Source organism: Undibacterium sp. SXout20W (assembly GCF_049340285.1).
GTDB lineage: Bacteria > Pseudomonadota > Gammaproteobacteria > Burkholderiales > Burkholderiaceae_D > Undibacterium.
On sequence record NZ_JBMPPH010000027.1, the window covers coordinates 18354 to 39489 of the forward strand.

At 47.5% G+C, this 21136-nt stretch carries 16 protein-coding genes; 6 read left to right on the top strand and 10 right to left on the bottom strand.

Annotated elements, in window-relative coordinates; all coding sequences use genetic code 11:
- Positions 1 to 104: 104 nt before the first annotated feature.
- From ACO0K1_RS13740 to ACO0K1_RS13750, 3 genes are read right to left on the bottom strand one after another with little or no spacing between them, the layout of a single operon-like run.
- Positions 105 to 290, bottom strand: a complete 186-nt coding sequence (locus tag ACO0K1_RS13740; protein WP_423026686.1) for a rubredoxin — start codon at positions 288 to 290, stop codon at positions 105 to 107.
- Between the two features lie 13 nt (positions 291 to 303).
- Positions 304 to 495, bottom strand: a complete 192-nt coding sequence (locus ACO0K1_RS13745; RefSeq protein WP_423026642.1) for a rubredoxin — start codon at positions 493 to 495, stop codon at positions 304 to 306.
- Between the two features lie 31 nt (positions 496 to 526).
- A complete protein-coding gene (locus ACO0K1_RS13750) occupies positions 527 to 1711 on the bottom strand; it encodes an alkane 1-monooxygenase (RefSeq protein ID WP_423026644.1) in 1185 nt (394 codons plus the stop codon).
- A 174-nt stretch (positions 1712 to 1885) separates the two neighbouring features.
- Between ACO0K1_RS13750 and ACO0K1_RS13755 the strand changes: the two genes are divergently transcribed.
- Positions 1886 to 2752: a helix-turn-helix domain-containing protein gene (locus tag ACO0K1_RS13755; protein ID WP_423026646.1), complete on the top strand. Its 867-nt coding sequence runs from the start codon at positions 1886 to 1888 to the stop codon at positions 2750 to 2752.
- Between the two features lie 480 nt (positions 2753 to 3232).
- The gene (locus tag ACO0K1_RS13760) at positions 3233 to 4762 is read left to right on the top strand and encodes a peptide MFS transporter (protein WP_423026648.1); all 1530 of its coding nucleotides are present in this window, start codon (positions 3233 to 3235) and stop codon (positions 4760 to 4762) included.
- 148 nt (positions 4763 to 4910) lie between these two features.
- On the opposite strand, the gene ACO0K1_RS13765 is transcribed toward ACO0K1_RS13760, so the two are convergent.
- The 4 genes from ACO0K1_RS13765 to ACO0K1_RS13780 form a co-directional block, all read right to left on the bottom strand.
- Positions 4911 to 6089, bottom strand: a complete 1179-nt coding sequence (locus ACO0K1_RS13765) for an acetyl-CoA C-acetyltransferase (protein ID WP_423026650.1) — start codon at positions 6087 to 6089, stop codon at positions 4911 to 4913.
- Between the two features lie 188 nt (positions 6090 to 6277).
- Positions 6278 to 6838: a phasin family protein gene (locus ACO0K1_RS13770; protein ID WP_423026652.1), complete on the bottom strand. Its 561-nt coding sequence runs from the start codon at positions 6836 to 6838 to the stop codon at positions 6278 to 6280.
- 211 nt (positions 6839 to 7049) lie between these two features.
- Complete coding sequence (locus tag ACO0K1_RS13775) at positions 7050 to 7556, bottom strand: methylated-DNA--[protein]-cysteine S-methyltransferase (RefSeq protein ID WP_423026654.1); 507 nt, start codon at positions 7554 to 7556, stop codon at positions 7050 to 7052.
- Between the two features lie 37 nt (positions 7557 to 7593).
- Positions 7594 to 9048, bottom strand: coding sequence for a DNA-3-methyladenine glycosylase 2 family protein (locus ACO0K1_RS13780; protein WP_423026656.1), 1455 nt, complete (start codon positions 9046 to 9048; stop codon positions 7594 to 7596).
- A gap of 284 nt (positions 9049 to 9332) precedes the next feature.
- On the opposite strand from ACO0K1_RS13780, the gene ACO0K1_RS13785 reads away from it, so the two are divergent.
- Entirely contained in the window at positions 9333 to 11495 is a 2163-nt protein-coding gene (locus ACO0K1_RS13785; protein ID WP_423026658.1) for a M3 family metallopeptidase, read from the top strand.
- A 189-nt stretch (positions 11496 to 11684) separates the two neighbouring features.
- Here the strand turns inward: ACO0K1_RS13785 and ACO0K1_RS13790 are convergent, their stop codons facing one another.
- Positions 11685 to 12032 (bottom strand): energy transducer TonB, encoded by a 348-nt coding sequence (locus ACO0K1_RS13790; RefSeq protein WP_423026660.1) that lies wholly within the window; start codon positions 12030 to 12032, stop codon positions 11685 to 11687.
- A gap of 56 nt (positions 12033 to 12088) precedes the next feature.
- Positions 12089 to 13855, bottom strand: coding sequence for a methyl-accepting chemotaxis protein (locus ACO0K1_RS13795; protein WP_423026662.1), 1767 nt, complete (start codon positions 13853 to 13855; stop codon positions 12089 to 12091).
- Between the two features lie 622 nt (positions 13856 to 14477).
- Between ACO0K1_RS13795 and xdhA the strand changes: the two genes are divergently transcribed.
- Genes xdhA through guaD form a run of 3 tightly spaced genes read left to right on the top strand, consistent with a single transcriptional unit; the run spans position 14478 to position 19604 of the window.
- Positions 14478 to 15968 carry a xanthine dehydrogenase small subunit gene (gene xdhA / locus ACO0K1_RS13800; RefSeq protein WP_423026664.1) on the top strand — a complete coding sequence of 497 codons (1491 nt, stop codon included), beginning with the start codon at positions 14478 to 14480 and terminating at the stop codon, positions 15966 to 15968.
- Entirely contained in the window at positions 15965 to 18304 is a 2340-nt protein-coding gene (gene xdhB, locus ACO0K1_RS13805) for a xanthine dehydrogenase molybdopterin binding subunit (protein ID WP_423026666.1), read from the top strand. The genes xdhA and xdhB overlap by 4 nt, the downstream gene beginning before the upstream one ends.
- A gap of 4 nt (positions 18305 to 18308) precedes the next feature.
- Positions 18309 to 19604, top strand: coding sequence for a guanine deaminase (gene guaD / locus ACO0K1_RS13810; protein ID WP_423026668.1), 1296 nt, complete (start codon positions 18309 to 18311; stop codon positions 19602 to 19604).
- 168 nt (positions 19605 to 19772) lie between these two features.
- Here guaD and ACO0K1_RS13815 read toward each other — a convergent pair whose 3' ends face one another.
- Entirely contained in the window at positions 19773 to 21053 is a 1281-nt protein-coding gene (locus ACO0K1_RS13815; RefSeq protein WP_423026670.1) for an aspartyl/asparaginyl beta-hydroxylase domain-containing protein, read from the bottom strand.
- Positions 21054 to 21136 lie beyond the last annotated feature (83 nt).

Consider the following 21136-nt stretch of genomic DNA (forward strand, 5'->3'; position numbering starts at 1 on the left):
GGTTAAGCCGGTTTTGCTCGCGGAAAAGGTATTCATCAACGCATTTTGAATACAGCCGAAAGACGGATTGAAAAACGATCTTCTTTCTTCAATTTTTCAGGTTTTTACAGGTCGCTCATGAGAATAAAGTCACCTTTAGATGCCGAACAATCGGGGCATGTCCAGTCGTCAGGAATCGCTTCCCATCGCGTACCGGGCGGGAAGCCGTCCTCGGGAAGCCCATATTCTTCGTCGTAGACCATGCCGCAAGTGACGCAGCAGTATTGACGGTAAGTGATAGTGTCATGCATCATTTTTTCTGACTTACGTTGAAAGTCCAATCACATTATCATTAGGAAGCGCAATAAAATCGGGCTTTTCACGAACAAAACATTGGGGACACGGAAAATCTTCTGCAATCGCTTGCCATGCCGTACCCGCTGGATACCCTTCGTGCTCACAACCGGTCTTTTCGTCGTAAATGTAGCCACAATCAGGACATTGATAGCGTTTCATAGGCGTTTCCAAGGTGTCTTTCTGTGACGAATCAGCGCTGAGGTTGATGATAACGATTGAAGAGTTCTGTGCGTTTTGCCGGATCCAGATTCACCAGATTCATATCGCCATTCGCCCATTCGACCACACGATGATTCATGACGGCAAACCAGAGCGGCGGTATCATCGCTAGCAAAAACATCCCGAAATACCCTTGCGGTAATTGTGGCACCTCATCGTAATCACGTAAGACCTGATAAGGTCGCGTCGGATGGGCATGGTGATCCGAATGGCGTTGCAAATGCACAAGTAATAAATTTGAAAATTTGAAATTGCTATTCCATGAGTGTTTGGGCTCGCAACGCTGATAGCGGCCGCTCGCTTCTTTCTGGCGCAACAATCCATAATGTTCAACATAATTTGCCAGAGTCAGTTGCCACCAACCAAAACCGGCGGCTAGTAGAAAAAATGGCAGCAAAATTGTCCCCCAGAAGTACACCATCAAGCCGTAGGCAACGAGTGTCAGTGCCCATTGCTGCAGAATCTCGTTTTGTGGTGACCACCACGATTTATGTTGACGCTGCAGACGACCAGCCTCCGTCCGTAAGCCTCGGACTAATGCGCCCGGTAGTTCACGGCAGGCAAAGCGATACACTGATTCGCCAAAACGGGCCGACGCCGGATCTTCTGGTGTCGCCACATCTTTATGGTGGCCTTTGTTATGTTCGACGATGAAATGTCCATAACCGCAGCAGGCTAACACCAGTTTGCCTGCCAATGTCTGCTCTTTGTCGTTCACTTTGTGTCCCAGCTCATGGCCGATTGCCAGACCAACGCCATTTACCAGACCTGCACTCAAGCCCGCACCCAGCATTGCCACCCATGACCAGTGCCAATGCGATACGGTATAAGCCATTCCGACCAAGGCCACCCAATGCATCGCCGTCGCACAATACAGTACTCGCGCAAAATAGCGGTCGTTTTTTAACTTTTCGACCTCCTCGTCCGTTGGATTAACGTTATCTTTACCAAAAATAAGATCAAACACAGGCACCACAATATAACCAACCGGGATGATCATCCATAGCCACACGCCTTGCTGAAAATGGACTGCCAGAAAGGCAAAAAATAGCGGTAAGGTCGGCAATAACAATGAAATCAAATACCAATAACGCTTATGGCTTAGCCATTGGCGTTCGATCGCATTGGTCCAACGGTGATTGGCGAAGCTTGTCATGTAGGTCTCCATTTTTATTTTGGGTGTTGCATACAGCGTGATTCGAGAGACTTCATTCTGTGCCTTTTAAGGTATTTAAAGTAAGATAAAGTGTGCTTGTTTTTATCAAAAAATGATCATGAATGTGCATTCATGATGTTTCGTGTTTAATAGCTTCTTCGTATCGGAATTGCGATGAAAGTCTGGGAAGATGTCAGCAGGCTCCTTGGTAGTTTGCCTGTGGTTAGTGCGACGATCGGCAATGCCTCCGGCGATGGCGTAGTCCTGCGTGCAGAACGCTATTTGTTTCGTATGACCGAACGCCAGCTGCCGGCGGTGCCTGCGATGGTGCTACTGTCCCATTTAGGCGGTGGGCGCGCGTCTGAAGAACTTTCGCCGCACGGCAGTATTGAATCTATTCCCAGTTTTTCTGGGGCAATGCAAGCAAATTGCCCGACGGAATGGCAGTTTGCCGGGGCGATGGATGTCGCCGTATTTTATTTTCTTGAACCACTCGGTGAGCCTGCCCTTCGTTTACAGAATCTGATCAGAAATACACCGACGCTTCATTTGTTTAATGACCCATTAGTGAATGCCTTAGCACGTCAAATTGTCGATGAATTGGGCAAAGCTCATGGTGCCGATGACATCTATTTGGCACGCTTAGCTAGCTTAATGGTAGAACAAAGTTGCCGCACGATTGAGGGAATTACTGGCAAGGGAATGCGTCCCGATAACTTACAAATCGGACGACTTGAGGTCGTACTGGCGTGGATACAAAATAATTTGGCGGCAGCGCTTTCAATTGACGAATTAGCACAACGAGCAGGGGTAAGTGCGCCGCACTTTCGGCGTTTGTTTCTGCAATCCATGGGGGTCACACCGCACCAGCATATTTTAGGATTGCGCCTGCAACGCGCCAGCGAATTATTGACCCGGACCGATTTTTCAATTGAACGAATTGCGCAGGACTGCGGCTTTAGCAGCCAGAGCCATCTGACCGCCGCCTTTAAAGCTGCCTATGGGGTTACGCCGGCAAAATTCAAAGACAAGATAAAGTAATTACGTTTCTCTACAAAGGTGATCGCTCAATGGTGCCTCAGGAATTCTTGAAATATCTCACTGCGGTGGTGGTTTACAGACGTATTTTGCTTAGTGTCAGCATGTTGCAGATATCCACAGCAAAAATTGGCGTCCACTTTCGGTAACAATGGGGCAAACATCTTTTTCGTTGTAAAACGTCTACATTGTTGTTTGCGTTATTATCTGGTCCGCGCTTTTACGCAGAATTTCGTCATAAGCACTTGATCAGCTCTGGTACAAAGCAGCAATATTTGGGCTGAGACGACCGAGATATTTATTTTTGCCACACGTATGGCACATTTTTTGCTGCATTGCACAATATGTCTTTCTATATGAGTTTTTCATCGTGGTAAGCTAGCCGCCGAATTGACGTAATTTGCAGCATTTTTGACGTCAATACTGAAAATTAATTTGCCATAACAACATTGATTCACCAAAAACTAAAAAACGGAGAGCAGTTTGAACAAAATTCAACCATCCGGGGCACCTACCATCCTTGGGCACCCTGACAGCTTATTTGTCCTGTTTTTCACAGAAATGTGGGAACGGTTTTCTTACTACGGCATGCGCGCTTTGCTGGTGCTATTCCTGGTTACCAGCACTGCCAAAGGCGGTTGGGGCTGGACGCGTGAGGAAGCAGCTTCACTGTACGGTTGGTACACTGGTCTAGTCTACCTGACACCGATTATCGGCGGCTATATTGCTGACCGTTTCCTTGGTAGTCGTCGCACGGTTGTCCTTGGTGGCTTCATTATCGCGGCTGGACATGCCTCATTGTTATTCGATACACCAACCATGTTCTATGTCGGTTTGTCGCTGGTGGTAGCAGGCACGGGGCTGTTTAAGCCAAATATTTCCGCTATCGTTGGTCAGTTGTACAACAAAGATAACGAACATGCACGTGATAGTGGCTATACCTTGTTCTATATGGGTGTTAATTCCGGTGCTTTCTTTGGCATTTTGCTTTGCGGCTATATCGGCGAGAAAATCTCCTGGTCGTATGGCTTCGCCTTAGCCGGCGGCTTTATGCTGTTAGGCGCGATCCAGTTTTACCTCGGTCAAGGTATATTTGGCGAAATCGGCTTATCAAAATCACAGCAAACCACCGCCGTAGTCGCGGAAGTAGAGCCTGAACCACATATCGTGAGAGACCGCCTTAAAGCGATTTGTGTGTTTTCCTTCTTCACGATTTTCTTTTGGTTTGCGTTCGAGCAAGCTGGTGGCTCCATGACGATTTTCGCTGCCGATTACACCGATCGTGCGTTGGTTGGTACCAGCGGGATGGTGTTTAAAATCGTCAACAGTCTGATGACCGTTATACCAACGGCAATTCTGAGCTGGTTATTGCTCAAACTTTTTTTGAGTACAGCAAAGCGATACTTGGTATCAAATCTCTTGCTGATCGCTTGTATCGGGATCATCTGGGCCTTGGTGATATGGATGTTAGGACGCGAATTTGGTTTATCGCAATCTGACGTTCCGGCAACCTGGTTTGGTGTATTGAACTCTTTCTTCCTGGTCATCCTGGCACCAATGTTCTCCAAAATGTGGGACAAATACTGGTCGCCGAGTGGTCCAGTGAAGTTTGGTACTGGTCTGGTATTACTTGGTTTAGGCTTTGCGGCATTGTCGTATGGCGCCGCAAGTATTCCGGCTGGGGCAAAAACAGCGTCTGTCAGTATGATTTATCTGATCGTGGCGTACTTCTTCCACACCATGGGTGAGCTGTGCCTGTCACCAGTTGGTCTGTCTTACATCAGTAAGCTGGCACCACAACGTTTGCTGGGTCTGATGTTTGGCGTGTGGTTCCTCAATACGTCGATTGCTAATAAGCTTGCCGGTTTGAGTGGTGGGTATATCGATAAGATTTCAGAAGCCTATTCGTTGTCGACTTTCTTCCTGATCTTTACCATCATTCCGATTGCTGCTGGCATCGTGTTGATGTTGTTGAATAAGTGGATGGCAAAGAAAATGCACGGCATTCATTAACACCAAGCGGGCTCGAAATTGGGCCCGTAGTTGAGCCCGTAGTTGGACTCGCATTTGGTCGCATTTGGCCTCCCCCATAGAAAATCCCCGGCTGCCCAAAAAAGCAGCCGGGGATTTTTTATTTTAACGCTACAAATCTGTCGGGTAATTATGGACGTTCGATTGCCAATGCAACACCCATACCACCACCGATACACAAACTTGCGAGACCTTTTTTAGCGTCACGACGTATCATTTCATGAATCAAGCTCACCAAAATACGGCAACCTGATGCACCGATAGGGTGACCAATTGCAATTGCGCCGCCATTGACGTTGATCTTGCTGGTATCCCAGCCCATCTCTTTGTTGACACCAATGGCTTGTGCAGCAAAGGCTTCGTTGATTTCCATCAGATCCAGATCTTCATGCGTCCAACCGGCTTTTTTCAAGCACAATTGCGCAGCGGGTACTGGCCCCATACCCATGATGGTCGGGTCAATCCCTGCTGACGAGTATGCCTTGATGCGTGCCAATACAGGCAAACCGAGTTCCTCGGCTTTTTTGGCGGACATCATAATCACTGCCGCTGCACCGTCGTTCAGACCAGATGCGTTGCCTGCAGTGACCGTGCCATTTTTGTCAAACGCGAGACGTAAGGAAGACAGGGATTCGAGAGTTGTTCCATGTTTGATAAATTCATCGGTATCAAAAACGACAGTGCCTTTTTTACTGACGATTTCGACAGGGATAATTTCATCTTTAAATTTACCGGCTTTTTGCGCAGCTTCCGCTTTATTTTGGGAAGCGACGGCAAACAAGTCTTGTTCTTCGCGTGAAACATTGTGTTTTTTTGCAACGTTTTCAGCAGTGATACCCATGTGGTATTGGTTGTAGACATCCCACAAACCATCGACAATCATCGTGTCGACCAGTTTCGTGTCGCCCATGCGGAAGCCGTCACGGGAATTATTTAAAACGTGCGGCGAGGCACTCATATTTTCCTGGCCACCAGCAATAATCACGTCGGCATCACCTGCTTTGATGGCTTGCGCTGCTAAATGCGTTGCTTTCAATCCACTACCGCATACTTTATTGATCGTGAATGCCGGTACGGTCTCTGGCAAACCAGATTTAATCACCGCCTGGCGTGCAGCATTTTGGCCTACGCCTGCTGTTAATACTTGTCCGAGCACCACTTCATTGACTTGATCGCCACTCAGGCCGATCTTGGCCAACAAACCTTTAATAACAATAGCGCCTAATTCTGAAGCCGGGATTTTTGCCAGTGAACCACCAAATTTACCAACAGCAGTACGACCAGCGGCTACGATTACAACGTCTTGCATATGAATTCTCCAGTTTTCCAAAAAAATGAAATGCTCTGCAACGATAGTTACATTCAGGGGTTACGACAGGCTTACAGATTACACCACTAGGAAGGATATAGGCTATCGGAACAAAATTTGAGACAAAAAAAAGCTCCCGTGGGAGACGGGAGCTTTTTCTATAAAGAAACTGAGTTCATCAAAGAAAATTATTTCTTTTTAGAAGTTGCTTTTTCAGCAGCTTGTGTGAATTGCTGAGTTGCTTTAGTCAAGTTTTCTTCTAAAGTTTGTACAGCTTGCTTTGTTGTTTTGGACAGTTGTTCGTAACCGGCGTTGATGTTACCAACAACAGATTTCAAAGCAACAACAGCTTGTTCGGAACCAGCTGGCGCATTTTTTGTCACTTCGTCGATCAAACCGATTACTTTCGTGTTTGTTTCAGCAATGTGTGCTTCAACTGCTTTAGTGAATTCTTGCTGAGTTGCCGTTGTGATGCTTGCCAGGTGACGGCCATATGCCAATGCTTTTTCTGCACTTGGTTGGGCTTGAGCTGCTGTCAATGTGAAGAATTCTTGTGGATCTTTAGCTGCTAACAATTGTTTTGCAGTTGCTGTACCTTCTTCGAAAGAAGCTTTAGCAGCATTAACGTTCAGAGCAAACAATTGCTCCAGACCTTCAAATGCTTTTTTGTTCAATGCTGTCAAAGAGGCAAATTGTGCTTCTAAGTTAGTTTTAGTAGCAGCGATCAATTGTTCTGGTGATGTAGTCATAATATTCTCCGAGGTGGTGAGGATTGATTCAATAATCGGCAGCGCCTACCACGAAATCTTTATATGGTGCACCGCAACAACCCAGATTTTACACGCCCGAATTTAAACGTCAAGCTTTTTTTGTGCATCGCAACAAAATGAGCTAAATGATATTATTGTATAAAAATGCAACATCCTTTATCCATGCGGGTTTCAAAGGGAATTTTTACTTTTATTGGGTAAATTGCAAGCCAAAATTTTGATGTTTTTCTGCCTCAAACTTAAGCAGATGCTGCTTATTTTTTAAGCCGCCAGCATAACCAGTTAAAGCGCCATTGGCAGCAATTACTCGATGGCAAGGGATAATGATAGAAATTGGATTACGCCCATTGGCAGCACCCACTGCTCGTACTGCTTGTGGGTTAGACAGGTGCTGCGCCAATTCACCATAGCTCAAAGTGGTGCCAAATGGGATCTCTTGCAAGGCACGCCACACTTGCTGCTGAAATGCAGTGCCTCCTGACAAATCCAATGGCACATCAAATGTGATGCGCTCACCAGCAAAAAATTCTATCAGCTGTTGCGAAACTTGCTCAAAAATAGGCAGATCAGGGGCGCGCAGCCAACCCTCGATGCCTTTGAAATGGCGATGTTCTTCAAAATACACGCCAGCCAATCCAATTTCACTGGCCACCAGAGTAAGACTGCCGACTGGGCTGTTAATGTTAGTAAATTGCATCACTTCACCTGAACGAAAATTGAAAAATATTGAATTCTTATTTTAGGGATTGCCACAACAAGAGTGCCGCATACGCACGCCATGGCGACCATTGTTGAGATCGGGCAAGCAATTGCTTTTCGCTCCAGCGCGTTTCTTCAGGATCACTGGCGAGAGCCGCGGCCTTTTGTAAGCCTAAATCGCCCGCCGGAAAGGCATCCGGAAAACGTAACGCGCGCATCGCGATATACTGCGCCGTCCATTCTCCCACGCCACGTACGGTCTTCATTTGCATAATTGCCTCGTCCAAACTGCTATCTGCGGCCTGCTGAAAGCCGCCTTTGAGCGCGAACTGTGCAACATTTTGTAAGGTCGCCGCACGCGCGCCAGGAATACCTATCCCAGCTAATTGATCGATCGACAATTGGCAAATGACCTGTGGGCTTGGGAAATGATGCGTGACTTGAGAAAATGGCGTTTCAACGGGCGTGCCGAAACGCTGCACCAAGCGCCCCGCAACCGTCGTCGCCCCCGCCACGCTGACTTGTTGACCTAAGACAGCACGGATCGCCAGCTCAAAAGTGTCAAAAGTGCCCGGCACGCGTAGACCTGGCGTTGTTTTTACTTGCTGTGCCAACAAGACATCCTCTTGCAAATGACGATGAATCATTTGTGGATGCGCCTCCAAATCAAATTGCTGGCGGATTTTTGCCAATAAAGGCATCAGAACCGGTGTGAGTTGAGGGGCAATTTGCAATCCCAGCTGATTCTTATCCGCAAAATGAGCCACCTTAATCCAACCTGATTTTCCGTCGATCAAGACACTGCGCACGTAGGCCATGCCTGATTTTTCTAAGATCACGGCTTCTAAGCCTGGCATTGCGCGTCCACGCAGGTAGTGGATCAATGCGTCCCATTCATACGGTGGTCGATACGCCAGACGTAAGACCAGGCTTTCATCCGCAGAAGGCGCAGCGCGCCTGACTTCACCCGGCGTCATCTGATAACGTTCAGAGAACAGTGCATTAAAGCGACGCACACTACCAAAACCTGCGGCGAAAGAAATATCAACCATACTTAAAGCCGTTTCTTGCAAAAGCTTTTTGGCAAAGAGCAAACGCTGTGTTTGCGCCATTTCTACCGGACTCACGCCGAATTCCTGTAACAGAACCCGACGCATCTGTCTGGAGGAGAGGCCAACCTGTTGCGCCAGTTGCTCTATGCTAAATTCATTCAATGCACCGTCGGCAATTTTTTTCCAGATTGCATGCGCCAAATTTTGCTGAATCGCATAAGGTGCGAGTTCTGGGCGGCAACGCAGGCATGGTCGAAATCCAGCCGCTTCGGCCGCCGCCGCCGAACTAAAAAATGCACAAGAACTCTCACGTGGCGTTTTCACTGCGCATATAGGCCGGCAATAAATTCCTGTGGTCTTCACACCAGTAAAAAAAACACCATCAAAACGACTATCTCTCGCCGCCAGAGCGCGATAAAAGTGCAGTGGGGAAGACATCTCTGGCATGCTTGCATGGTTTGATGTCGTTGGGAGCTCGTGTGCCATTTGTGGGGAATTAGTGTGGAATTAATCAATCTCGGGTGCATCAATTTTGTGACCGGGACAAGGACGACAAATCACGTTATACGCTGCTTCAAAGGTTTAATCTAGCCGTTTTCGGACAGGAAATTTACACCATCAAGTGTCACCAATGAGCATTTTCAGAGAATTAATTATGAAATTTATTCTTCTAAAAGACGTCTGATGCTATCCTTCATCACCTCCTTAATATATCAATTACCATGAACAAATCTCTGCTCATGCTGCTATGTTCCACGCTGGCAATTCAATCCAGTATGGCAGCAAATACGACTGCACTGTCCGCACAAATCATCCCGGTGGGAATAGCACCACATCCGAAAGCTTTAGCGGCCAATCCATTATTGGCCAAAAGTACGCTGCCTTTCGAATATCCTGTTTTTGATAAAATTCACAACGAAGATTACGCGCCGGCATTTGCGACGGCAATGCAGTTACATGATGCCGAGATCAAGGCCATCGCGAATAATCCAGCCAAACCCAATTTTGATAACACCATCATTGCCTTGGAGCGTGCAGGGCAAACTTTAAAGCGTGTCGATACAATTTTCTTTAATCAGTTGGGTGCGAATACAAATCCGTCACTCGAATCGTTGTCGGGCGATCTGGCACCGAAATTATCCGCCCATCAAGACGCGGTCTTTCTGAATGCAAAATTATTTCAACGCATTAGCAGTTTGGTGAATCAAAAAGTTAGTTTGCATTTGGACGCTGAATCAGAACGTTTGCTGGACCGCTATTACACCGATTTTGTACGGGCTGGTGCCAGGCTATCGAGATCTGATAAAGAAAAACTGACATCCTTGAATGCACAACTTGCAACGATGGAAAATAAGTTCAACCAAAACGTCTTGAAAGAAACGAACGCTTCTGCCTTAATCGTCAATACCAAAGAAGAGCTGGCGGGTTTATCGGCAACGGAAATCGACACCGCCGCCGCCGCAGCGAAGGCCAAAGGTTTGGAGGGCAAGTATGTCATCCCACTAATGAATACGACGGGGCAACCGCTGCTTGCAAACCTAGAAAATCGTGCGACACGTCAGGCTCTGCATGAAGCCTCTGTCAATCGTGGCAGCCACGGTGGCGACGCAGACAACCGCGCGGTGACACTGACCCTTGCACGCCTGCGCGCCGAACGCGCTGGGCTATTGGGCTATCCAAATTTTGCGGCCTACAGCCTGGAAGACGAGACGGCAAAATCACCGGCGGCAGTGAATAAAATGTTGAGCGAATTGGCACCAGCCGCTGTCGCGAATGCAAAAAAAGAAGCGCAAGAATTACAAAAAATCATTGATAGTGAACATGGTGGTTTTGAGTTAGCCGCGTGGGATTGGGCGTTCTATAGTGAACGTTTGCATCAACAAAAATTTGCATTTGATGATAACCAGCTTCGCCCCTATTTTGAGTTCGATAAAGTCTTGCAGAATGGCGTCTTTTTCGCCGCTAATCAACTTTACGGTATTACCTTTAAGGAGCGTAAAGATTTACCGGTGTATCAGCCAACCGTGCGTGTCTTTGAAGTCTTTGATGCCGATGGTAAGTCGCTCGCCTTATTTATCTACGACATGTACGCACGCGACAATAAACGGGGTGGTGCCTGGATGAACAATTATGTTGACCAGTCTGGTTTGTTTGGTTCTAAACCGGTGATTGCCAATCACCTCAATATCCCACAACCGCCCGCTGGCGAGCCAACCTTGTTGACGCCTGACGAAGTTAAAACCGCGTTCCATGAATTCGGTCACGCTTTACATGGGATGTTCTCGCAGGTTCGCTATCCACGTTTTTCGGGCACCAATGTACCGCGTGATTTTGTGGAGTATCCATCGCAGGTCAATGAAATGTGGGCGGTCTGGCCAGAGGTGTTGAAAAATTATGCAAAACATTATCAAACCGGCGAGGCAATACCACAAGACCTGGTCGATAAAATTGTCGCCAGTGGCAAGTACAATCAAGGCTACACCACCACTGAATATATTGCGGCGACCTTGTTGGATCAACGCTGGCATCAATTGTCGGCGCATGAAATTCCTATTGACACGATGAAATTTGAAGCAACAGCTTTAAAAGAATCCGGCGTAGATTTTGCTCCAGCTCCGCCACGTTATCGTTCGCCTTATTTCTCGCATAGTTTCGGTGGTGATTATTCTGCTGGCTACTATGCGTATTTGTGGAGTGAAGTACTCGATGCGGACACAGTCGAATGGTTTAAAGAACATGGTGGCTTGAGTCGTAAAAATGGCGATTGGTTCCGCCAGCAATTGTTATCACGCGGTGGAAGTATCGACCCTATGCAATCATTCCGGAACTTCCGAGGACGCGATCCACAAATTAACCCTCTGTTAGTGCGCCGTGGATTAAAATAAAAGTAAGTTTGACTTGGGTAACCTTATCTACTGTAGATTTGGCAGATCAATTTTTATAGGGCGGATGCAACCCGCCAAATAACACGTAAATTGCGCCTCAAAAGACAAAATGCCCGATGAGATTCATCGGGCATTCTTGTTTTATTTGTCTTAGTCAGGCTAGCGTCAAATGAAAAGCCTGACTTTTATTTACTCAAGCTTCCAGACGAAATCGACCTTCGCCCAACTTTGATCTGGCTTACCATCTTTTGTACCAGGCTTAAATTTACATTGGCTCAATGCGGTCAGTGCTGCTTTGTCGAGACTCTTGGAGCCGCTGGATTTCTCAACTTTGGACTCGACAACTTTACCATCTGCACCAACCAGGAAACCCATACCGACAGTACCAGTTTCTTCATTCATCAACGCTGCTTTTGGATACTTAGGAGGATCGCAAGATTTGTTATCCATCACTGGCGCAGTATCGGCGGCCATTGCGGAAGATGCAGCGGCAAGTAGCAGCGAACATAGTAGAGGAGAAAGGGATAATTTCATCATAATGTTTCTTTTCGTTTCTAGTCAATATACAAATAGTAGAGCGATACTTAATTCAATTAAAATTCTTCCCAGCCATCGTCTGCTGCTTGTGCTTTAGAGTTTGATGCACTTGCTGGCTTAGAGGCTGATTTAGGGGCTGACCGCGGCGCAGGACGTGCGGACGGCAGAGATTTTGGTGCGGCAGCCTTAGGTTTATTTGCTCGCACGACGGGTTCTACCCGTTTTGGTGCGGCGCTTGGTGTAGAACGATGTGTCAGCAAGTTGTCATTGCCGCCCAATTTAAACACGCTGACCACTTTCGCTAATTCAGCCGCTTGATCCTGCAAACTTTGTGCCGCTGCTGCTGCTTCTTCAACTAAGGCAGCATTCTGTTGCGTCACGCCATCCATCTCGATAATGGCATGATTAACTTCCTCGATACCAACGCTTTGTTCCTGGCTTGCTGCTGTAATTTCGGCAATGATATCAGTCACATGTTTCACGCTACTGACAACTTGGTCGATCGTCACACCGGCTTGACCCACGAGTTTAGTACCGACTTCAACTTTTTCAACGGAGGTATCAATCAATGTTTTGATTTCCTTTGCTGCAGCCGCGCTTCGTTGCGCCAAATTACGCACCTCGGCAGCAACAACCGCAAAACCACGCCCTTGTTCACCGGCACGCGCAGCTTCAACGGCGGCATTCAGAGCCAAAATATTGGTTTGGAATGCGATGCCATCAATGACGCTGATAATATCAACAATCTTTTTGGAAGATTCGTTGATAGAACCCATGGTATCAACCACTTGCGCAACCACGACGCCACCTTGACGAGCAACTTCAGACGCGGATGCCGCCAACTGATTTGCTTCGCGGGCATTGTCAGCATTTTGTTTAACCGTTGTCGTCAGTTCACGCATTGAGGACGTCGTCTTTTCTAACGAGCTGGCTTGTTGCTCAGTACGGGATGACAAATCCAGGTTACCCATTGCAATTTCACTGGATGCTGTAGCAATCGTATCGGTACCTGAGCGAACTTGGGCAACGATGTTGACCAGACTGTCGCGCATGTTTTTCATTTCGAAAATCAGGCTGCTTTCGTCACCAATCGCAACGTCAATAGGCGATGTCAATTCACCGGCTGCAATCTGACCCGCAATTTGCGCTGCGTAATTTGGTTCACCACCTAATTGTTTTAATAAGCTACGGCTGATAATCACAGCAGCCACGATACCACCGGCCAACGCCAATACGCCGAGAATCAGCATAAGACTTGTCGCCGCTTTAAATGCCGAATTGGCGTCAGCTGCAACTTGTGAATTGATTTTGTCTTCCAGGCTAACCAGTTCGTCGAGGGAATCCAACCAGCTTTGCTGAACTGGACGCACTTTTTTGATCAGAGCGATCGTTGCCATTTCTGGGTTATTAGACAAGCCAAGTTCTTGCGCTTTCGCTGGCAATGCTGCCGCAGCTGCTTCACGTTCCTTGAGTTTGTTTAATAGTTCTTTCTTTTCTGCAGAAGGCCCACCTTCTGTTTCTGACAGTTTTAAGAGCTTTTCATTCGCTTCGGCGTATTTTTTGGATTGATCGGCAATTTTTGCCAAATCCTTTTCCATATCGGCGGCATCGTTGAGCAATGTCAGATTCCGCAATGAAACCATGCGGTCATAGACTATCGCCCGCATATCCAATGCAAGACGGGTTTCGACGTTGCTAACATTAACGATATTTTCCAAGCGGCCTTGAATTTGCGCCATTCTGGAAACGCCGACAATGGTAACAGCGACAAGAAATGCCAAGACGACGGCAAAGCCGACACCAAGGCGCTTACTAACGGTCATATTTGAGAAATTCATTGCGTAACTAATCTGAAAAAATGGTTAAAACAAACAAAATCCCGGACATGCTTTCATTGCTTCGACAGCAGCCGGTAAATATGTACCGATTGGTAACCCTTGTGTTATTTCTTGTTTATTTCTTGTTTATTTCTTGTTTAATACTATTGATTTCTATTCATCACAAATCACGCTAAGCAAGCCTTTGGCTTACTGGTATCTTACTGCGCTTAAATCAAGACGGGAAGTAAGATGTAAATTATTTTTCGTGACGGATACCAGAAATATACTAGATATTTGCCCATTGGAAATGTCTTTTTTACGCAGTTTCCATGGGGCAATATTTTGAATTAGAGAGAATCCGTAAATTTTATGTTTGATTTAACTCAATTTTGAGTGTTGCATAAATTTTAAGCAAACTAATTATGGATTGCCATATGAAACATGCTCTGAATTTTCTTTGTTAATTTTTGAAAAATCGCCATGGATTTGATGAAAGATTCTGTGATTGATATACAGCATCACTATTTATATATAGTCGGCCTTTGCCGGAATGCTAACCTTAAGATTAATCAGCATATAACTTTAGTTAAGGTGCAATTTCACAACACTTCCTCTCGGAGTCTCCATGTCCGGCACGATTCGTTATTTTTTTCAAAAGCAAATTCATCAAGTCAACGATATACCAGCGACCAGAACCCTGCTTCAGCATTTGCGAGAAGATCTCCATTGCACAGGAACCAAAGAAGGCTGTGCTGAAGGCGACTGTGGTGCCTGCACGGTGGTAGTGGGTGAAGTCAAAGATGGTCAAGTAGAAATGAAGTCCGTCAACGCTTGTCTGCAGTTGATGCCGACCCTGGATGGCAAAGCAATTTTTACTGTCGAAGATTTAAGCAACGATCAGCAATTACACCCCGTACAACAGGCCTTAGTCGATTGTCATGGCTCTCAGTGCGGCTTTTGCACACCGGGTTTTGTCATGTCACTATGGGATTTATATCTCGATCGTCAGCCACCGTGCGCCGCCTTAGAACGGAAGCAAATCGACATCGCTTTGTCAGGAAATTTGTGTCGCTGCACTGGCTATCGACCAATCATTGATGCCGCTCACAAAATGGAGCAACTACCGCGGCAAGAGTTCGATAAGAAGGCGCTGCTGGAGGTTCTCAAGACTTTACAGCGTGAAGACACATTGGACTACGTCCACGAAGGTCAACATTTCTATGCACCGCGTTCCATCGCGCAGTTAAGTACTTTACGCATACAACATCCGCAGGCGTGCCTGCTTGCAGGCGGCACAGATGTTGGCATTTGGGTTACGAAACAATTCCGCGATTTAGGTCATATCATTTATCTCGGAAAGATCGCTGAATTACACCACATTGATGAGACCGATAACACGCTTGAAATCGGCGCTGCGGTCAGTCTGGACGAAGCGTACCGCCGCATTTGTCAACATTATCCCAACGAGTTGAGCGATTTGTGGCAACGCTTCGCGTCCTTGCCGATCCGGCATGCGGGGACGCTGGGTGGCAACGTTGCCAACGGTTCACCCATTGGTGATTCTATGCCTTGGCTGATTGCTCTTGGCAGCCGCATCGTGCTGCAAGGTGCCGCGGGTCAACGCGAGATGGCATTAGAGGATTTTTATCTGGGTTATCAAAAGAAAGATCTACGCGCCGATGAAATCGTCACTACCGTCCGAATTCCATTGCCTCGTCCACATTTAATTTTCAGAACATATAAGCTGGCAAAGCGTTTTGATCAGGATATATCCGCCGTCTGCGCGGCCTTTTCTGCCGACTTGATTGCTGGTCGCCTTAGTAACGTACGCATTGCTTTTGGGGGTATGGCAGCAACGCCAAAACGAGCGACGCACGCTGAGAACGTTCTGGAGCAACAAGCGTGGGACGAAGAATCCCTAAAGAAAGCAACGACTGCATTAGCAGACGATTACGCGCCGCTCTCTGACATGCGCGCCTCTGCAGGATATCGATTGCAGACTGCACAAAACTTATTGCGTCGCTTCTGGCTGGAAACGCGTCCAGACAAACCTCTGCCAACAACCGCCGTCAATGTCTTTGTAGCATCGACATCGATACAATTGGAGGCCAAATGAGAGCGTCTCAGCAATCGCAAACGCCCTCTTCCCGGGCAGAAGTCGGTAAATCGCATCCGCATGAATCCGCGACTTTACACGTCAGTGGTACCGCCAATTACACCGACGACATTCCAGAGCTAAACGGTACCTTGCATGCAGCACTGGGCTTATCGGCGCAAGCCCATGCGAAAGTACTCAATCTGAATCTGGAGGCAGTAAGGCAGGCCGCTGGCGTGGTTGCTGTTTTTACCGCAAAAGATTTTCCAGGATCCAATCAATGTGGCCCCATCATCAAAGATGATCCTATTCTTGCCGATGGCGTTGTCGAATATGTCGGTCAGCCTATCTTTGTGGTCGTAGCGCAGACGCATGATCAGGCACGTCGTGCTGCCCGTTTAGCAAAAATTGACTACGAAGTTTTGCCAGCCATTTTAGATCCACGCGCCGCTAAAGAAGGTGCTTCATTCGTCTTGCCACCGATGTCTTTATCTCGTGGTGACGCCGCGCAGGCGATTGCTCACGCATCCCATGTAATCAAAGGCCAATGGCAAGTCGGTGGTCAGGAACAGTTCTACCTGGAAGGGCAAATTGCCTACGCCATGCCAAAAGAAGCGCAAGGAATGTTGGTCGCGTGTTCTACCCAGCATCCAAGCGAGATGCAGCACATCATCGCACACGCATTACATATTCCCTCGCACAGTGTACAAGTTGAGTGCCGTCGCATGGGTGGCGGTTTTGGAGGCAAAGAATCACAATCAGGCTTATGGGCTGCAACCGCAGCGTTGTGCGCGTTTCTATTAAAGCGTCCCGTCAAATTGCGTGCCGACCGCGATGACGACATGATGGTGACAGGAAAGCGGCATGAATTTCATTACGATTACGAAGTGGCTTACGATGCAGATGGTTTGATCCTTGGCGCGAAATTTGAGATGGTGTCACGCGCAGGATTTTCTGCTGATTTGTCCGGTCCGGTTGCCACCCGTGCGGTCTGTCACGTCGACAATACCTATTTCCTGTCGGATGTCGATATTCGTGCAATGTGCGGTAAAACCAATACGCAGTCAAACACCGCGTTTCGTGGTTTTGGTGGACCTCAAGGGGCCATTTTGATTGAGTACGTGATCGATGAGATTGCGAGATTGCTTGGCAAAGATGCGCTCGATGTGCGTAAGACCAATTTCTATGGACGGAACGACGAGGAAGGCCGAAATATCACGCATTATGGCCAAAAAGTGGCGGATAACGTCATTCATGAATTAGTCGCTGAATTAGAAACGAGTAGTTGTTATCGCGAACGCCGCGAAGCGATCACCGCATTTAATGCAAGCAGCCCAGTCTTAAAAAGAGGGCTGGCGTTGACGCCGCATAAATTCGGTATTGCATTTAACGTGACGCATTTGAACCAGGCGGGCGCCCTTGTTCATGTCTACCTAGATGGCTCGGTATTGGTCAACCATGGTGGTACTGAAATGGGACAAGGACTTAATACCAAGGTCGCGCAAGTTGTCGCTCATGAATTAGGTGTATCACTTTCTCAAGTACGCGTCACCGCCACCGACACCACCAAAATTGCGAATACCTCAGCGACCGCCGCGTCAACTGGTGCTGATTTAAATGGCAAAGCAGCGCAAGACGCCGCCCGTCAAATTCGTGCAAGACTGTCCGAGTTTGCAGTGAGTATTTATGGCGGTGATGTCGCTGAAGTCAGCTTTTCTGATGGCCATATTTGTTGCAACAACACCCGCGTGGCATTTGAAGACCTCGTGAACAAAGCCTATTTTGCCCGCGTACAATTATGGTCTGACGGCTTCTATGCGACACCGCATTTGAAATGGGACAGCAAAACCATGACTGGTAGCCCATTTTCGTATTATGCCTATGGTGCCGCCGTCTCAGAGGTCATCGTCGACACCTTAACTGGCGAATGGAAATTGCTCCGCGCTGATGCTTTATATGATGCCGGTAACGCTCTCAATCCGGCACTGGATATCGGTCAAGTCGAAGGCGCGTTTATTCAAGGCATGGGCTGGCTGACGACCGAAGAATTGGTCTGGAATGCGAACGGAAAATTGACGACGCATGCACCATCGACCTATAAAATTCCAGCCATTTCGGATTGCCCCGACGATTTCAGAGTACGCTTGTTTAAGAACACGAATGTTGCCGATAGCATCCACCGCTCAAAGGCGGTCGGTGAGCCGCCTTTGCTGTTACCATTTTCCGTCTTCTTTGCCATTCGCGATGCAATTGCCAGCGTTGGTGATGGCAGGCAAAACCCACCATTGACTGCCCCTGCCACTGGCGAAGCAATTTTGCGTGCAGTCACAGCGATACAACAAACTTTTTCTCAGTAATCAGATGACTATTACACTTGCGTTACGCGCTAGCTTGCTACATTTTACGGATGATCCTGCAATACATGAAAGTGCCATCCATTGGCATAGCGATGGTTTGCTTCTATTGAACCAGGATAAAATCGCCGCTGCGGGCGATTACGAGGCGTTAAAGCATCTTGTTCCCGAACACCTGTCTGTACAACATTTTCCAGGCGAAATCATCATGCCGGGCTTTATAGACACGCATATCCACTATCCACAAACAGATATGATTGCCTCACCTGCCCCGGGTTTGCTTCCGTGGCTGGAACAATATACGTTTCCGACTGAACGACAATTTCAAGATCCTGCACATGCGAATGAAGTAGCTGGATTTTTTCTGGATGAATTACTCCGCTGCGGCACCACGACCGCCATGGTTTACTGCACTGTCCATCCTCAATCCGTTGAGGCATTTTTTACCCAAAGTGAACGCCGTAATTTACGGATGGTGGCCGGTAAAGTCATGATGGACAGACATTGCCCGGAATTTTTGCAAGACACCGCTGAAAGCAGTGCCCGTGATAGCGAAGCACTGATACAGAAGTGGCATCAACGTGGCCGCCAGTTGTATGCGATTACACCGCGCTTTGCCCCGACGTCGACACCGCAGCAATTACATTTAGCGGGTGAACTCGCGAAACAATATCCGGATACTTTTATCCAGACTCATGTTGCAGAAAACAAAGATGAATGCGCGTGGGCGAGAGCGCTTTTTCCCACCGCACGTAGCTATCTGGACATTTACGACCAGGTTGGTCTGATGCGCCCACGCGCCATGTACGCGCATTGTATCTGGCTTGATGACATGGATCGTCGACGCATGGCTGAAACGCAATCTGCCGTCGCGCTCTGCCCTACTTCGAATTTATTTTTAGGTAGCGGGCTATTTGATTTTGATAAAGCCGAAGCAGCCAAGGTGCCGTTATCGATCGCAACGGACGTCGGCGGCGGCACGTCATTTTCGATGTTGCAAACGATGAACGAAACCTACAAAGTTGCGCGAATGGGCGGTCGTTATATGCCAGCATCAAGCATGTTTTATACAGCGACACTCGGTGCTGCCCGAGCAATGCAATTAGAGAACACGATTGGCAGTTTAAAAGTAGGAAATGAAGCGGACTTTATTCTCGTTGATCCACAAGCAACACCACTGTTGGCACGTCGCAACCGTCATGTCAATTCTTTAGAAGAGCAGTTATTTGTATTGGCGATGCTGGGTGACGATCGCTGTATCGCTGCGACGTATGCGGCGGGCAAGTTGGTGCATCAACAATAAGTTACCAAAAATGAAACCGGCGTCTGGCCCAACAGCAAAGACGCCGCGTTTATATCAGAGCACCTCCGCGATGAACTTCGGAGAAAGTTCTTATTTGCTTTCTTTGTTTGCTTTCTTTGTTTGCTTTCTTTGTTTGCTTTCTTTGTTTGCTTTCTTTGTTTGCTCTCTTTATTTGCTATCCTTAAATGCTGACAAGGCTTTAGAGACTTCGGTAATCATGTGACGTTCGGCTTCGCTTAAGTCCGGATGCCAGATATCAAAAATCATCACCACGCGCAGCTTGTCACTATGATTCCAGGCTTCATGCTCAATGGTGTCATCGAACACAATACCTTCCCCTGGTATCCATTCTCGGGTTTGATTACCTACCCTGAACCGACAGTCGTTCGGAATAATCAATGGAATATGCGTGAGTAAGCGCACGTTTGACGCGCCTGTATGCGGACGGATATGCGTATGGGGCTTGAGTAATGAAAATAGCGCTGAAGGCGTTTTACCCAACTGAATAGGCTGTGGCGCAAGCGACAGCAGTTGCATAGTATTTGGGCACTTTGCTGCATTCGATTCCTGCACCAGTCCATCTTTAATCAAATGATAGGCACTCCAATCCGGTGAGTTATTCAACTCAGCCAACTGCCCCATCGGGACGCCTGCGGTATACTCAAGGTAAGGCGTAAAACCCTCTTCTTCGCCGAGGACGTGCATGAATTCTGTGAGGATTTGCTCTGTGCCGTTTTCAATGTCGGCCAGCCATGGAAAACTTTTGCGATCAAAGAATTCGATAGGGGCAAGATTCGGGTAGTGATAAATCAGGGATTGAGAGTCATAACGCTTTTTGCGTCCCACCATGATGTCAACAGAATCACGGAAACGGTCAAGCTTTTCACCGCTCAGTTCTTTGTACACTGGCGCTAAAAAATCGTCTAAAAACTTACCATGTTCCTGATCATAGTTCGCTTTGTATTGCATGGCGAATTCTACTGATGGGCGCAAATTTGGATGAATTCTCTCCATCGGCGGCGCTACTTTTACGACACTGCCGTAAGCGAGTGCCGCCTGATGCGTCTCACCAAGACGGCTATGCAGATCGGCTTTCATGATCAGCGCGAGCATGTCCATCGGATCGGCCACTAAAGCCTGCTGGACTGCTAACTGTTCACCATCGATATTCTGTAATTTTCGATAGGCAATCGCCAGGCTGATCCATTGTTGCGGGTCTGAGCCGTCAATCTGGCAAACGCGTTCAAATGCTTTACAGGCGCTGTTGTCATCGTTAGTGGCTAAGCAATACTTTCCCAATGCTGCCAGAGTTGGGATGTGATTCGGGTTCAATAAGAGAATTTGCCCCCAATAAGTGATCGCCTGACTGCCTTTTCCTTCTTGCATAGCTTTATTAGCGGCGCCAGTCAGAATCTCAATTTCTCTTGCTACGTCTCGTGCTTGCTGCATTTTTGTCTCACCCAGCCGATGTTGAATTTAAATGGAAAGTTGATGTTCTCGCTGCGAGCTTTCCTGCTGGCAGCGATGGAATG

Coding starts and splice junctions, on each gene's coding strand:
- ACO0K1_RS13740 (WP_423026686.1), bottom strand. CDS start 290: ATGCATGACACTATCACTTACCGTCAATACTGCTGCGTCACTTGCGGC.
- ACO0K1_RS13745 (WP_423026642.1), bottom strand. CDS start 495: ATGAAACGCTATCAATGTCCTGATTGTGGCTACATTTACGACGAAAAG.
- ACO0K1_RS13750 (WP_423026644.1), bottom strand. CDS start 1,711: ATGACAAGCTTCGCCAATCACCGTTGGACCAATGCGATCGAACGCCAA.
- ACO0K1_RS13755 (WP_423026646.1), top strand. CDS start 1,886: ATGAAAGTCTGGGAAGATGTCAGCAGGCTCCTTGGTAGTTTGCCTGTG.
- ACO0K1_RS13765 (WP_423026650.1), bottom strand. CDS start 6,089: ATGCAAGACGTTGTAATCGTAGCCGCTGGTCGTACTGCTGTTGGTAAA.
- ACO0K1_RS13770 (WP_423026652.1), bottom strand. CDS start 6,838: ATGACTACATCACCAGAACAATTGATCGCTGCTACTAAAACTAACTTA.
- ACO0K1_RS13775 (WP_423026654.1), bottom strand. CDS start 7,556: ATGCAATTTACTAACATTAACAGCCCAGTCGGCAGTCTTACTCTGGTG.
- ACO0K1_RS13780 (WP_423026656.1), bottom strand. CDS start 9,048: ATGTCTTCCCCACTGCACTTTTATCGCGCTCTGGCGGCGAGAGATAGT.
- ACO0K1_RS13785 (WP_423026658.1), top strand. CDS start 9,333: ATGAACAAATCTCTGCTCATGCTGCTATGTTCCACGCTGGCAATTCAA.
- ACO0K1_RS13790 (WP_423026660.1), bottom strand. CDS start 12,032: ATGATGAAATTATCCCTTTCTCCTCTACTATGTTCGCTGCTACTTGCC.
- ACO0K1_RS13795 (WP_423026662.1), bottom strand. CDS start 13,855: ATGACCGTTAGTAAGCGCCTTGGTGTCGGCTTTGCCGTCGTCTTGGCA.
- xdhA (WP_423026664.1), top strand. CDS start 14,478: ATGTCCGGCACGATTCGTTATTTTTTTCAAAAGCAAATTCATCAAGTC.
- xdhB (WP_423026666.1), top strand. CDS start 15,965: ATGAGAGCGTCTCAGCAATCGCAAACGCCCTCTTCCCGGGCAGAAGTC.
- guaD (WP_423026668.1), top strand. CDS start 18,309: ATGACTATTACACTTGCGTTACGCGCTAGCTTGCTACATTTTACGGAT.
- ACO0K1_RS13815 (WP_423026670.1), bottom strand. CDS start 21,053: ATGCAGCAAGCACGAGACGTAGCAAGAGAAATTGAGATTCTGACTGGC.